Origin of the sequence: Herpetosiphon geysericola (genome assembly GCF_001306135.1) — a bacterium.
Taxonomy (GTDB): Bacteria; Chloroflexota; Chloroflexia; order Chloroflexales; family Herpetosiphonaceae; genus Herpetosiphon; species Herpetosiphon geysericola.
This window is the reverse complement of the sequence record NZ_LGKP01000015.1, coordinates 1-14,381: the sequence shown is the minus strand read 5'-3', so window position 1 is coordinate 14,381 and position 14,381 is coordinate 1. Positions and strand designations below refer to the sequence as shown.

11 protein-coding genes are annotated in these 14,381 nt (G+C 49.6%); 8 read left to right on the top strand and 3 right to left on the bottom strand.

Annotated features, from left to right (window positions below):
* Positions 1–114 precede the first annotated feature (114 nt).
* Positions 115–543, bottom strand: coding sequence for a zinc-ribbon domain containing protein (locus SE18_RS08755; RefSeq protein ID WP_054534067.1), 429 nt, complete (start codon positions 541–543; stop codon positions 115–117).
* A 310-nt stretch (positions 544–853) separates the two neighbouring features.
* On the opposite strand from SE18_RS08755, the gene SE18_RS08750 reads away from it, so the two are divergent.
* The 3 genes from SE18_RS08750 (at position 854) to SE18_RS08740 (ending at position 5,223) form a co-directional block, all read left to right on the top strand.
* On the top strand, positions 854–1,468 hold the full coding sequence (locus tag SE18_RS08750) for a TetR/AcrR family transcriptional regulator (protein WP_054534066.1): 615 nt from the start codon (positions 854–856) through the stop codon (positions 1,466–1,468).
* A 91-nt stretch (positions 1,469–1,559) separates the two neighbouring features.
* Entirely contained in the window at positions 1,560–3,476 is a 1,917-nt protein-coding gene (locus tag SE18_RS08745; protein ID WP_054534065.1) for a PAS domain S-box protein, read from the top strand.
* A 94-nt stretch (positions 3,477–3,570) separates the two neighbouring features.
* Positions 3,571–5,223: a VWA domain-containing protein gene (locus SE18_RS08740; RefSeq protein WP_054534064.1), complete on the top strand. Its 1,653-nt coding sequence runs from the start codon at positions 3,571–3,573 to the stop codon at positions 5,221–5,223.
* A gap of 61 nt (positions 5,224–5,284) precedes the next feature.
* On the opposite strand, the gene SE18_RS08735 is transcribed toward SE18_RS08740, so the two are convergent.
* The gene (locus SE18_RS08735; RefSeq protein ID WP_054534063.1) at positions 5,285–7,333 is read right to left on the bottom strand and encodes a protein kinase domain-containing protein; all 2,049 of its coding nucleotides are present in this window, start codon (positions 7,331–7,333) and stop codon (positions 5,285–5,287) included.
* 510 nt (positions 7,334–7,843) lie between these two features.
* Between SE18_RS08735 and folP the strand changes: the two genes are divergently transcribed.
* A complete protein-coding gene (folP, locus tag SE18_RS08730; protein ID WP_083469791.1) occupies positions 7,844–9,100 on the top strand; it encodes a dihydropteroate synthase in 1,257 nt (418 codons plus the stop codon).
* 3 nt (positions 9,101–9,103) lie between these two features.
* A complete protein-coding gene (locus tag SE18_RS08725) occupies positions 9,104–10,024 on the top strand; it encodes a cytochrome c biogenesis CcdA family protein (protein WP_054534062.1) in 921 nt (306 codons plus the stop codon).
* 109 nt (positions 10,025–10,133) lie between these two features.
* Here the strand turns inward: SE18_RS08725 and SE18_RS08720 are convergent, their stop codons facing one another.
* The gene (locus SE18_RS08720; protein ID WP_054534061.1) at positions 10,134–11,147 is read right to left on the bottom strand and encodes an MBL fold metallo-hydrolase; all 1,014 of its coding nucleotides are present in this window, start codon (positions 11,145–11,147) and stop codon (positions 10,134–10,136) included.
* A 112-nt stretch (positions 11,148–11,259) separates the two neighbouring features.
* Here SE18_RS08720 and SE18_RS08715 point away from each other — a divergent pair, with 112 nt between their 5' ends.
* The 3 genes from SE18_RS08715 to SE18_RS08705 all read left to right on the top strand — a co-directional run bounded on the left by SE18_RS08715 (position 11,260) and on the right by SE18_RS08705 (position 13,863).
* Positions 11,260–11,976: a PP2C family protein-serine/threonine phosphatase gene (locus SE18_RS08715; protein ID WP_054534060.1), complete on the top strand. Its 717-nt coding sequence runs from the start codon at positions 11,260–11,262 to the stop codon at positions 11,974–11,976.
* A gap of 59 nt (positions 11,977–12,035) precedes the next feature.
* Positions 12,036–12,383: a hypothetical protein gene (locus tag SE18_RS08710; RefSeq protein ID WP_054534059.1), complete on the top strand. Its 348-nt coding sequence runs from the start codon at positions 12,036–12,038 to the stop codon at positions 12,381–12,383.
* A gap of 199 nt (positions 12,384–12,582) precedes the next feature.
* A complete protein-coding gene (locus SE18_RS08705; protein WP_152976589.1) occupies positions 12,583–13,863 on the top strand; it encodes a hypothetical protein in 1,281 nt (426 codons plus the stop codon).
* Positions 13,864–14,381: the final 518 nt, after the last annotated feature.

Sequence of the window (14,381 nt, the reverse complement as noted above, 5' to 3'; positions counted from 1 at the left end):
AGCCATAACAAAGGAGCAATAGCTATGGCTTGATTAAGCAGCTAAAAAACAATTCAGCCGCCCCAATTGGCGACTGAACGACTGCCCCACCAAATTTAGCTTAACCGAGCCAATTTACCAACGCGAAGAGGTTCGTTGCTTTTGAAAACAGTCGCGGCAATAGACCGGACGGCCCTGAGTCGGCTTGAATGGTACAGTTGTCGTGCGACCACATTCAGCGCAGACGGTATCGTACATCTCACGGGGAGCTTGGCCAGCAGCATCGCGGCGATTGCCACCGCCAAAGCCAGAACGGCCACCACCAAAACTATCGCGCCCGCCATATTCGCGGCTGCGTTCACGACCACCAAAACCACTATCTCGATCATAGCTTGAGCGACCACTTGGCTCGCTACGTTGTTGTTTTTTGCTTTGCCGACATTGGGTGCAACGCCGTGGTTCGTTGGTAAAGCCTTTTTGGGCGTAAAACTCTTGTTCACCAGCAGTAAAAACGAAGTCATTCCCGCAATCGACACAGACGAGGGTTTTGTCGGTGAAACTCATAGGATTCCTTCCAAAAGGTAAGACCGATTTTCGGGGTGAAAGGGTTTGGGTCAACGTAAAACTCAAGCGCGAAAGCCGATTGCGAGTGGGGCAGCAAAGCTCCATTTGAGGTCGCGCCCAAAACATTCACTTGCGGCCAAGTATAGCACAGCAAAAATGCATGGCAAGCCTCTTTTTCAGGCATGTTTAAGCCTTTAGAATGGGCTAAAAAGCCTGTTCAACTGCCCAATTGGCTGGTTCTGCAAACAGCGATTTTTGCTATAATCAAGCAACACTTGCCACATTGTTCAAGCCACAAAGGAGCTATCCATTGGCACGTACCGCCGACCCTCATCGCCGCCAAGCTATTCTCAGTGCCGCCCGTGAAGTATTTATGCAGCAGGGCTACACTAAAGCCCGCATGCTCGATATCGCTGCACGCGCTGAAATGGCCACGGGAACGCTCTATCTGTATTTTGATTCGAAGCAAACCTTGGCGATGGCGCTGGCCGATTCAGTTTTAGAGGGCTTGACTGAAGTTATTCTGCCCATTTTAGCGCTCGAATCAACCCAAACCATGATTCGTGAATGCGTTCAAACCGCAATTCGCTATTCATTGCAACACACTGATTTATTTCGCTTGTTGGGGCTGGAAGCAGGCTTAAACCTTGAGGTCGAGCAACAACAACCAGCCCGCTTACGTTTGCATGCTATTTTGGCCGAAGCCTTGGCCCAACGCATGCAGCAAGGCAGCATGTACAGCTATCAACCGCTGGCCTTGGCCGAAATTTTGGCAGGCTTAATTGAATGGGTCGTGACCATGGCGATGCTGCGCGGCGAAAGCGATGTTAGCAACTACGAGCCAACGTTGTTGCAATTTATCGAGCAAGCCTTGCTGCCGCCCCAAGATCAACCTCAGCGCGCTACGACAAAGCCTGAGGTTTAGGTAGCAGCAGCGCGCAAGAGCTACTGCACAAAAGGGCCTAGGTGTGCTATCATAAGGGCCAACCACACCTCAGCCATTAGGTATACGAACCATGCGTGCATTCTTTACTCCAGCCACATGGCTGATGAAACGCCTAACGTATCCCCAAAAATTCGGGTTATTGAGTTTGGTTTTTGCCATTCCATTAACCTTTTTGCTGAGTGCACTATTAACTGATCTACAACGTGAAATAAATTATACCCGCAGCGAATTAGAGGGCACGACCTATTTGCAACCGCTGCGTGGCCTCATGCAATCAATTGTTGAGCAACAATTATTGGCTGAACGCTATCTCGGTGGCGACCAAGCCTCATTAAGCCCACTCTTGCTCAAAAACGAGACAATTAGCAACCAACTTGAAGCATTTAAAGCCTTCGATAGTCAATATAAAGGTCGCTTTGATACCCAAACCCAAGTAACCGTGCTTTTTAATGAATGGGAACGGCTCCAAGCGCAATTGACCTTGCGCAGTGTGGCGGATAGCAATGCCGCCCACAATCGAGTGCTCCAAGCGGTGCGCGCCTGTATGCAACGCATCGGCGATCAATCGGGCTTAATTCTCGATCCCAATATCGATAGTTATTACCTCATGAATGCGCTAATCGAAACCCTGCCAGCCCATCAAGCGGCAACTGCGAGCGTGGCCAGCGCCGGCGGCAATGCAATCGATCGCGGCACGATCAGCCCAGAAGAGCGCAATACGCTCACAGTCGTCAATAGCCAATTGCAAGAAACGAACACCGAAATTAACTATAGTTTGGGTGTGGTATTTAGCAATAACGAGGCTTTACGCCCGCTGATGGAAGAATCGGTGCGCAGCTTCATTCAAGCCACCGAAGAGCTTAGTTTTCAAATTCTGCTCCAAGTGATTCGGGTTGAAACGCCAACCATCGATTCCACAACCTTTCGCCAAGAAACCGAGTTTACCCTCAACAGTAGTTTTAAGCTTTGGGATGCTACCTCAACCCAGCTTAATGCCCTGCTCAATCAGCGGATTAGCCAAGCGCAAACGAGGCGCGCATTCTTTATTGGCCTCATTGCCTCGTTGATTTTGTTGGCAATCTATCTCTTTCTTGGCTTCTACCGCGCGGTTATGGATACGGTGCGGGCTTTTCAACAGGCCGCTGGCAGTATGCTCACCTCGAATACGCTGAGCAATGTAACAATTGATACTCGCGATGAATTAGGCCAAGTTGCGACCTCGTTCAATTCAATCGCCAGCGCCATGGTCGAATCAAGCAGCCAACGCCAAGCAATTGTCGATCACGCTGCCGAAGCGATTATTACCTACGATCAACAGGGCATTATTCGCTCGGCCAATCGGGCTGCCGAACGCATTTTAGGCCGTAACGTCGATCAATTAAACATCGCTGAGGTGCTGGGGGTCGAATTGGCAAGCCTTCAGCAGCAAACGGGAGCCGCTGAGTTTGATGTGCGCTTGCCCAATGGCGAAACTCAACCTGTTGAAATGGTGCTCGGCACCATGCAAACTGACGAGCACCAACTTTGGATCGCCTTCCTGCGCGATATTCAGATTCGTCGCCGTACCGAGCAAGAGCGCAATCAACTGCAAGCTGAAATGATTCGCGGCCATACGGCGATGCTAGCGCGCTTGAGCGCACCATTAATTCCCTTGAGCGATACAGTGATGGTTATGCCACTGGTCGGGGCGCTCGATGGCGAGCGTTTGCAACAAATTACCAATAATCTGCTTGATGGCATATCAAGCCAACGTGCGCGGGTTGCCTTGCTCGATATGACTGGCGTGCCAAACGTTGATCGCGAAGTTGCCAGCCGCTTGTTGCGGGCAGCCCAAGGCATTCGCTTGCTCGGTGCAAACCTCATTTTAACTGGCGTTCAGCCAGATGTGGCCCAAGCATTAATCAGCGTTGGCGGCAATCTCGATGATCTCCAAACCTACCCCACCTTGCAACAAGGCATTCGCACCGTGCTGCGCAACCACGCGTAACCTCAACCATCCAACACGCGTACCAGCAACGAACCTTTCTTAACGCCTTGCAAAGCGCTACAATAGAGCTTGTCAGTTTAAGGAGATTAAGCTTATGCAACGCTTCTTCCGGAGTTTTCTCATCCTCATTATGCTCATCCTTGCCGCCTGTGGCGAGGAAGCCCAAGTACCTACGAGAACGAGCCAAACCAGTGGCCCAGTTGTAGGGGCAAATGATCTGCTGATTAGCATCACCTATAGCCCTGAAAAAACCAAATGGCTTGAAGAACGAATCGCCAACTTCAACAACCAAAATGTGCAATCAAATGGCAAACGAATTGTCGTCCAAGGCACTGAGCTTTCCTCAGGCACGGCCCGCACCCAACTGCGCGCTGGTCAACTGAAAACCACCATCTGGACACCTTCAGCCTCAACCTGGCTCGAAGTCTTGAAGAAAGAAAGCAATAACCCCAACATTGCTGAGCCAGATCCACAATCGTTGGTGTTAACGCCAGTGGTTATTTCGATGTGGAAACCAATGGCCGAAGCCATGGGCTACCCCGACAAAGAGGTTGGCTGGTCGGATATGCTGGCCTTGATTCAAGATGCAGAGGGCTGGGGCAAATTTGGCCAACAAGATTGGGGCCGCTTCTCGTGGGGCCACACCGACCCCGACATTAGCACAACTGCGCTTTCAACGGTGTTGGCCGAGTTGTATGCAGCCAACAGCAAAACTAGCGATCTCACGGTCGAAGACATTAACCAAGAAAAAAGCCAACAATTTTTGCGCGATTTGGCACAAGGCATCAAGCACTATGGCTCGAATACCTTGGTGTTTAGCCAAAACATGCAAAAATATGGCATGGCCTATATCTCGGCCTTCCCAATGGAAGAAATTACCCTGATTGACTTCAATAAACAAGCGCCAAATGTGCCGTTGGTGGCAATTTATCCTAAAGAAGGTACGTTTATTCACGATAACCCATTTATTGTGATGAGCGATGCCAACGCCGATGAAAAAGCTGCGGCTAGCGTCTTCTACAATTTCTTGCTTACTCCCGACAGCCAAAATTTTGCGATGCAGCAAGGCTTTCGGCCAGCGAATGTTGATGTTGCGTTGGCCTCGCCATTAACCCCGCAATTCGGCGTAGACCCCAATCAGCCACGCAATTCGTTGGCAACGCCACCAGCAGATGTGATTGTGGCCGCCAAAAACGCTTGGGCCAATAACCGTAAGCCAGCCAATATTATGTTGGTTGTCGATAGCTCTGGCTCGATGCGCGACGACGATAAGATGGATCAAGCCAAACTTGGCGTAGAAGTCTTTCTCAGTCGCTTGCCCAGCAAAGATAACGTCGGCATGATTGGCTTCTCGTCGAGTCCAAGCGTGTTGGTGCCGCTCGCCACCCGCAGCGAAAATATGTCCAAGTTGCAAATGCAAACTCAAGGGCTGGTGCCCGATGGCAATACGTCGCTTTACGATGCGGTTGATCTCGCTCGCCAAGAGCTGGAAGCGCTCAAACAGCCCGACCGAATCAACGCGATTGTGGTCTTGAGCGATGGCGCTGATACCGCCAGCCAAATCTCAATCGATCAGATGTTGGGAAATTTTGGCGAATCAAGCATTCAAATTTTCCCAATTGCCTACGGCGCTGATGCAGAAAAAAGCATTTTGCAACAAATTGCCGATTTCTCACGCACCGAATTGGTCGAGGGCAGCACTGGCGATATTGATAAAATCTTCGAAAACCTCAGCCGCTACTTCTAAAAAACCAACAGCGCTGGCGTTGCTTGTAACGCCAGCGCTATTTTTGTGCCAACTATTCGAGCTAGTAAATAAAAATAACGAAGATCAGCGTAATCAGCAAGGCAGCGGCGAGTGCAGCAACCCCAAGCCAGCTGATAATGCGCGCCCAATCGCGGAAAACCCGCGCTTCTTCTTCGCTAATCGTATTTTTGAAGCCTAGCAAGTGCAAGGTAAACAAATCGCGTGGCAATTCGCCTGGCTCCTCGACAATCACTGGCACGCTGGGCGTATCAGCATCGTTATCGGTATCATAGAGCTTGACCACATCGCCATCATCAAGCTGCTGGCCAAGCGCAAATTGCAACTTCGTAACTGGCACCATATGCACGATCAAGCGCGCCAGCACAATCCGCTTATCTTTGCTGACTTCGGCCATAGCTTTTTCGACCAAGCTATCGAGCTTAGGAATCAGCGCCCATTCTTTGGGAATGTTGGTCAGCATATAATTGCAAACTTCGACGGCTTCGGCCTGCAATAAACCTTCATCAACCTCGGGCAAATCGTCGTGAATGCTCCAATTGAGCGGGATACGCTGCCAGTTGAAGGCCTTGCGCTTAACGATCATGCCAATGCCTTGGCAATCGGGACAGACCAAATAGCCTTTGCCCTTACAATCGCTACAGGTTTGGACTTCGTTTTCGACCACTTGGGTTGGGGTTTGGACCTTATTGCCATTGGCATCGGTGACATCAACCATCTTTTCAACGGTTTTGGTGATGGTGACGCGGCCATTGCCTTTACATTTTTGGCATAAGATATTGCCCTTGGTCGAACAACGGCCACATTGGCTGACCTGTTCTGAGCCTTTGATCCGATCGACCAAGCCTTCGGAAGCTACAAAATCGCTAAATTCTGGCAGCTTCACATCCCACACGCCCAATTCCATCTCGCCACTCATCGGCTGGCGTTCGCGGTCGGCCTCTTGTTTGATGAAGGCTTCGCCACGATGTTCATATAGCACATCGAGCTTGTAGTAATAGATATTTTGGCTTTGGATGCGATAGAAGGTGGCGAGACGACCAAGATTGCGCCGCCGGAAGCGCTCGCCCATGCTCCAAGCTTCGAGCAAATTAACCAAATGCTCTGGCTGGCTCAAAATAGCGGCACGCCGATGCGCACGCTTAATAGGTTCCGATTTAAGCTGCGGGCCAAGGTATTCTTCGACGGCATTGGGTTCGAGACCTTCCGCGCGGAAGGATGGGGCGAGATAGATCGAGTGGCGCTGCACAGAGACGCTCCCTTCACTGGTAGTCAAGGCAGGATGCTCCGAAAAAATCCGACGTAGTGCTGCGCTTGCCTCGGCTACTGTTTGATAGCGTTGAGCAGGATCGACCGCCAGCAATTTGGCAATAATTGGGTCGATGTCAGGCGAAAGACCAACTAACGTCGATATGGGTGGATACGGTTGAACATTCTGAGGGTCGGCATAATCAAGCGGTTCGGCCCACGGCAGACGGCCAGCCAACATCGCATATAAGACCAAACCAAGCCCAAAAATATCGGATTGAGCGTTGACTTCGCGTGCGCCGCGCAGATGCTCAGGCGAGAAATAGCCAGGCGTGCCCATCACCACGCGGTTGGTCGTGTTGCTATGGGCCTGTTCCCAACGGGCAATCCCAAAATCGCACAGCACAACCCGTTGCAGATCGTGATCAAACAGAATATTGCCAGGCGAAACATCGCGATGGACAATCCCTTGGCTATGGGCAAAATCCAAAGCCTCGCCAATTTGGTAAAAAACGTTGAGCGCAAGCTCGGGCGTTAGATGCTGCTGAGGCGCAGTTTCGAGCATGCGCTTTAACGAGCCGCCCATGAGTGCCGCCATCACCGTATAGGCAAACGGGCCTTGCATGCCATGATCATAAATTTCGATGATCTGCGGATGGCGCAGTTTACTGGTAATTTCGGCTTCGCGCTGAAAACGCTCAACCAACTCTTCGGTATGATTGAGCAAGACTTTAATCGCCACTTGGCGCGGCAAGGCTCGATGTTGGCCGAGAAAAACTGCCGCAACTCCGCCTCGATCTAATTCGCGCTCAATCGTATAGTTGCCAAACGTTCGAGGTAGCACAATGCGGCTCCTGTTCAGCAGACAGCTTCAAAAACTCAATCCAAGCGCAGATTATAGCATAGCCGTCACACATGTGGGGGAGATGGGCGAAAGGATGAGGGATGAAGTCAGAAGGCAGAAGTCAAAAGTCAGAAAAGAGCATAGAACATAGAACAATCGAAAGGCAGAAGGCAAAAATCAAAAGTCAAAAGCGAGTTGAAAGGCTATAGGCTTTGGGCTATTGGAACAATAATCAAAACAATCTGTGCAATCTGTGGCTAAACAATAATTATCCTTCGTGGAATTCGTGCAATTCGTGGCCAAAAAATAATCGTCCTTCGTGGTTTCGGTGCTTCGTATCCTTCGTGGTTTCCATGCTTCGTGCTCTTCGTGCTCTTCGTGCTCTTCGTGGATCAAAAGCAATCTTGGTATCTCCAAGTACAATACACATTTAAAATCAGCTATTGAACCGAGTCGCAAACTGCGACATATCGGCTAGAATAGCCATGGCTTAGCACGAAAGATTGGATTATGCCTGAATTTGCCTATAACATTCGTCAATATTACCCCCAACAACGCGCTGAATTGCTCCATGTGATCGCTCAAATTGAAACTTACCCCAACGCCGCCGAACGGGTGTTGACCAAGGCCAACCTGATTATGCTGCATTGCGATCAGGTTGATCCGCATACGGCGATGATTGTGAAACAAGAGCTATTAGCACTCGATGGCGATGCCTTGGTTAGCCCACACGTCTATTTAGGCCAAAGCAGCAACCCAACCAAGCTGCTGGCGTGGGCGAATGAGCGTTCGTGGCGGGCCTTATGCGCCAAATTACAAGCGATTCCGTTGCCTGCCTTGCAAGCCTTGGCCCAACAAATTGGCGCTTTGCTTGTGCATAATCAAGCCCGTGGTAGCCTCAAACTTGGCTCAACCCAGTGGCATTGGGGCAAAAAAACCTTGGTGATGGGTATTGTCAATGTCACACCCGATTCGTTCTCGAATGATGGGTTGCTTGAGGCAGGCCAAAGCCAGATTCAGCAGCAAGCACTTGATTTTGCTGATGCTGGAGCCGATATTTTGGATATTGGCGGCGAATCGACGCGGCCTGGAGCCAGCACAGTCAACATTGAGCAAGAAATTGCGCGGGTTGTGCCAGCAATTCAGGCGATTCGCCAAGTGTGCCCGCTGCCAATTTCGATTGATAGCTACAAAGCCCAGGTTGTGGCGGCGGCGCTGGCTGCTGGCGCGAACGTTGTTAACGATATTTGGGGCTTGCGGCAGGCTGATGGCAGTTGGAATACAGCTTTGGCACAGGTTGTGGCCCAGGCTCAAGTGCCAATCATTTTGATGCACAATCGGGTCAGCACAGTTGAACAATTTGCCCATGGCACAAATTACGCCGCCAGCGACTATGGCGATATTATTGGCGAAGTCTGTGCTGAATTACGCCAAAGCATCGATTTTGCCTTGCAAGCTGGCATCGCCAACGATTTGATTTTGCTCGACCCAGGCATTGGTTTTGGCAAAAGCCCTGAGCAAAACCTCCAGGTATTACGGCAACTACGCACAATCGCCAGCTTGGGCTACCCATTATTGGTCGGCACTAGCCGAAAATCCATGATTGGGATAACATTAAACCGACCAGTTGAGCAGCGCTTGTGGGGCACAGCCGCCACCGTTGCCTATGCAATTCAGGCAGGAGCCGATATCGTGCGCGTTCATGATGTTGCTGCGATGGTCGATGTTTGTCGAATGACCGATGCCTTAGTTCGTCACGAAGGATAAAATATGCAACAAGCGCAAACTCAGCGCCAACCCTCCCGACTGTTTACCATGGCTATGATTGGGCTAGCCGTGTTTGTGGTAGCAGCAATTTTGCTGATTGGGGTCGCTCAAGGTGGCCAAAATGTGATTACCTTGGCGGTTCCGGCTTTTATGGCGGGCGTTTTATCGTTTCTCTCGCCATGTACCTTGCCAGTGCTACCAGCCTATTTTGCGTGGACATTCGGCATCAATAGTGCTGGCGAGGAGAGCGTCGCCCAAAAACGCCAGCGCACAATTATCTCGTCGTTGGCTTTCTTTGCAGGCTTGGCAACCACGATGGTTGTGCTGGGCATGGCGATTACGGCAACCAGTCAAGCCATCCGCGGCATTTCATCCAACAAAGATTTATTTGCCCAAATTGGCGGCGTTATTATCATCGTGATGGGCGTAATGAGCATCTTTGGCATTGGCTTCACCGGAGCGAATATCAAACGCAGCTCAAGCGCCACCGTTGGCAGTGCCTATCTCTATGGCCTGACCTTTGCGCTCGGCTGGACAGCGTGTATCGGCCCAATTTTGGGTGCAATTTTGACCTTGCTGATCTCAACTGGAGCTTCGATTATCGCTGGGGCAACATTAACCTTCATCTATGTGCTTGGCCTAGCCCTGCCCTTGATGATCGTCGCGACCTTTTTCAACAAACTTGGCCAAGGGTCAAAGGGTTGGAAGATTCTGCGCGGGCGCGCTTTGGAGTTTAACATCGGCAAGCGCACAATTATTTTGCACTCCACCAGCGTCATCAGCGGCATCTTGTTGATTGCGGTTGGGATTTTGCTAGTGACAGGCCAAATGAGCACATTGAATGATATTGCGCTCGATAACCCAATTAGCAAATGGGCCAACAACGTTCAATACGATATTCAAAATTTCTTCACTGGCGAATAAGATCGTTTGCTCACTCCCTCGCCCATTAACTGCGGGCGAGGGGGAACAAATAATTAAAACCCTTCGACGGCACCACGGGAGAGAGGTTGGCTTGAGGGAACTTGGCTACTTAAAACAACTCATACACCACATTAATCGGGTCGCGGTCATCGTCGTCGGGAGCGATATTGACAGGCCGCACATAGCCGCGCAGATACAAATATTCGACAAATGCACCAACTTTCTCGATGCCCAATAGCTCGTCGTAGCCCTGCAAACCGCGATACATCGAAGCACTCAGCTGCGCCACAGTTTGCGGCTGAGCCTTGAGCAAATCGCTAATGCGCTCGATTTTGCGCTGATTCGAGGCAAAAATTTGCTCCAAACGCTTGGGCAAGTTTTCGATTGGCTGCTCGTGGCCACCCAAGGTCAACGCAATGCCATCAAGCCGAGCGACTTGTTGCAAGCCCCAAATATAGTGCTCTAAACCAGTGCCTGGGGTAATCATTTCGGGGGCAAGATGCGGCGCGGTGCGAGCCAAAATATGGTCAGCACTGAACAACACTTCATCCAAACGCAAACAAACTTGGCCTGGGCAATGGCCAGGCGTATACACCACATCGAATAAATCGCACAGCCGATCGCCATCTTCGAAGGTTTGCTCGATTGGCGCGGTTTGAAAAGCCTCTTTATTTTGCAAATACATGCCCATCAAATGCTGATGTTGCGCGGCAGAAACCCCAGCGTGGCGCAAAAAGCGGCTTAATGCCTTCGATGCGAAGCGCAACCGCCCATCGTAATTGGTAATCACCCGCCGATCAGCAATGTGGATAGCGGTTTGCGCTTGGGTAAATTGGCGCACAAATGGCAAGCCGCCAAAATGATCGATATGAGCGTGGGTCAGAATAATCTGATTAACCTCGGCCAAGCTTAGTTTTTCGCCCCATTGATCCTGAAGCGCAGCGAAGCCAGTCAGCAGATCGCGGTTGGAATTGCCGTGGCCTGAGCCAGTATCGATCAAACAGATTGTACTATCGGCGACCACCAGATAGACATTCGCATAAAACTGCGAAAAAACCTCTACAGGCAAGCTGTAGATGCGTACACCAGCTTGGGTTTCAAAGCGTAAAACGCGCTGCTCCACAGCGGCCTCCTTATACTACTAAGGCCAATTGTACCGCACCCAAAGCGCGCTGTCTCGTGGTATGATGAACAAAGGCAATCGCACCATCAATACTAGAAATCTGAGGATTGTTATGTTGGAACTGCAAGTTGGTGTTGCAAAAGTTGGCAAGTATGCCACCCCAGAAAGCGGCGACACCCTTGAGATGATCGAGCGACCGCATGGCGGCTTTTCGTTTGTATTGGCCGATGGCCAAGGCAGTGGGCGCGGAGCCAAAACGCTGAGTAACCTGGTTACAACCAGGGCAATTTCCATGCTCAAAGATGGCGCACGCGATGGTGCTGTTGCGCGGGCAGTTCACGATTATCTGTATGCTTATCGCCATGGCCAAGTCTCAGCAACACTTAATATACTTTCAGTAGATCTTTCAGCCCGAAGTGTGTTAGTATCAAGAAATAATCCTTGTCCATTTTATGTAATCGATGAACAAGGAATGACGACCTACAACGAGCCGTCAACGCCGATTGGCCTGTATTCGATGACCAAGCCGGTGATCACCAAAATTAGCTTACGTCCGTATGTGTATGTTGTGGTGTTTACCGATGGTATTTTGCATGCGGGCCGACGTTACAACGAAAGTATTGAGCTCGAAAACTATCTTGGCAATTTTAACGTTCGCCAAGGACGAACAGCCCAAGAAGTTACCGATGATGTATTAGGACGTGCAGTGGAACTCGATCAAAATCGACCGAACGACGATATGAGCGTGATCGTGATGGCCGCCTTACCGATGGAGTCGGAAAATAAAGTTCGCCGCATGACCGTTTGTTTTCCAGTAGAACGAGCCTAATTCACAGGCTTCATCGAGGCAAAGCTGGCGGTCAGCAGATACGCTGAAAGGAACCGCCGATGAGTGATCAAGCTGAAACAGTGGTAATTGTGGGGCCATGTGCCGCCGGTAAAACAACCTTACGCCAAGGCTTGGAAACCCATGGAATTCAAGCACGGGTGATTGCCCAAGAGCATTCTGGGATTCGTGGGCTTTGGCGCAAACATCAAGCAAATTATGTGATTTATCTTGATGTCGATTTACCAGCTGTCCATGAACGTGGCCGACCCACATTCCCTGCTTGGTTACACAATCAGCAGCAACAACGCTTGCAAGAAGCACGTGCGGCTGCCGATATTTATCTTGATACCACCAAACATTCGATCAACGATGTCCTGCGCCGGGTACTTTCGGTGATCAGCAATTAAACGAGCAAAACTGCCTACTCGCATCACAATGCTTGAGTAGGCAGTTTTCGGTTTTAACCAGCAAATCCAGTATAATCCTCGTATTCAGCCCCAACCGATAGCGAGGATTATAATGTTCAAACCACTCAGAAATTGGTTGCTCCAACAAGATTATCTCACCCTGATTGCTTTTATATTGATTTTCGCAATGAGTGCCTGTATGAACTTTAGCAGTGATACATGGTGGCTCTTGCGTACAGGTCAAGATATTTTTCAGCAGAAAAGCATTATTACCACCGATCTTTACAGTTGGACAAATCTCAATGCCTATTGGCCAAATCATGAATGGCTAACCCAAGTGCTGATGTACCTAATCTATGCAATCGGCGGGCTTGGATTAGTTGTGATTGCATTTGCATTGATTGTTACCCTCACATGGCTAATTATTTATCGATTAAGTCCTAGTAGCAGCAAAGTAACCCTATTGCTGATCACTTTAGGCATTATTGATAACATTAGTGCGTGGAGTATTCGGCCACAAATTATTTCATTTTTATTATTTATTAGTTTGATTATGTTGATTCGCCAGCCAAAATTGCACTGGTGGATTGTGCCGTATATGCTGATTTGGGCCAATTTACATGCAGGTTTTGTGATTGGCATCGTCTTACTTGGTTTAGTTGGAATTGCAGCAATTATCAAACGTGAAGCAATTGTACACTGGCTGATGATTGGCATTGCAGCAGTAAGCGCAACCATGATTAATCCTCATGGCTATAAATTATGGCTTTTCACGCTGAATTCACTCGATAGCAGCACCTATAGCTTTATTGAAGAATGGCGCAACCAAAGCCTGAGTAATTTAACTAGCTATCCATTCTTTGTATTAGTTGGCGTGGTTGGGCTGGTTTGGTATAAAAAACGCTATAAACCGAGCACCAGCTACGATTGGTTTTTAATGTTGGCAACGCTATTATTCGGTTTTATGGCATTTCGTTCAGTGCGTCAAAGCATCTTTTTCGACGGTTTAGCGGTTCTGTTTCTGGCCCAAATGCTCGCACCGAAGCAGCAGCTAACGAATAAAGCCACGAAAGCCGAGCCAATGCAATTAATCTTAGTTGGTATTAGCAGTGTCATTGCGCTGATATTAGCTCTTTTTGTGTGGAATCAACGCGAGCCATTACTTTCTGAGCCAATTATTGCTGCTTTAGAGCAATGCCCAGGCAATATGTACAATAGCTACAATATTGGTGGCGAGCTAATTTGGTTTGCACCACAAAAGCCAGTTTTTATTGATAATCGTTTTGACCCGTATCCCAAGGATTTTATGCAAGCAAACGTAACCATGGAACAGACAGGTGAGTATCAAGCCCTTTTTAGCAAATATAGTATCAGTTGTGCCATTGTAGAAAACAATAGTCCGCTTGATACGACACTAACCAGCGATGGCTGGCAACGTCAAAGCAATAATCAAAGTTACAGTGTTTTCTATCAACCATAGTTATGAAATTAATGCAATCAACTACCCGTAGGCAACAAGCATTGAAGCAATAACCTAGAAACTATAAATACCCTTCACGAATGCAATATTCATGAAGGGTATTTTGCTTGATACCTAAACAAACAACAACACCGTGAGGATTACTCACGGTGTTGCGTGGAATGGTACGCATCCCCCTACGTTCCCACAGCGGGTGCTGCAGTAGCCTCGGTGTGTGTCGCGTTCACGGCCTGGTTCGGGATGGAGCAGCGTGGGGCACAACCACCTCGACACGTACCAAATTGTTCGCCCTCGCTCCAATCACCCATAGCTGACGACTTCTTCATTCGCATAGCGCACATCAATGCCAGTCTTGCCTGCCATGCAACCATCCTCTGGCCACACCGCGTCCTGCCGACGCGCGGCAACCGATGATCGCTTGGCTTTCTGCGGGTGTCTGCTCTACCGTTCACACGGCCTCCACAGCACCCCAGTTGTCCGCCTCGTCTCGACGGTGCCTCTCATACATTCCTGTACAC

Coding starts and splice junctions, on each gene's coding strand:
- SE18_RS08740 (WP_054534064.1), top strand. CDS start 3,571: ATGCAACGCTTCTTCCGGAGTTTTCTCATCCTCATTATGCTCATCCTT.
- SE18_RS08710 (WP_054534059.1), top strand. CDS start 12,036: ATGAGTGATCAAGCTGAAACAGTGGTAATTGTGGGGCCATGTGCCGCC.
- SE18_RS08715 (WP_054534060.1), top strand. CDS start 11,260: ATGTTGGAACTGCAAGTTGGTGTTGCAAAAGTTGGCAAGTATGCCACC.
- SE18_RS08705 (WP_152976589.1), top strand. CDS start 12,583: ATGAACTTTAGCAGTGATACATGGTGGCTCTTGCGTACAGGTCAAGAT.
- folP (WP_083469791.1), top strand. CDS start 7,844: ATGCCTGAATTTGCCTATAACATTCGTCAATATTACCCCCAACAACGC.
- SE18_RS08755 (WP_054534067.1), bottom strand. CDS start 543: ATGAGTTTCACCGACAAAACCCTCGTCTGTGTCGATTGCGGGAATGAC.
- SE18_RS08725 (WP_054534062.1), top strand. CDS start 9,104: ATGCAACAAGCGCAAACTCAGCGCCAACCCTCCCGACTGTTTACCATG.
- SE18_RS08745 (WP_054534065.1), top strand. CDS start 1,560: ATGCGTGCATTCTTTACTCCAGCCACATGGCTGATGAAACGCCTAACG.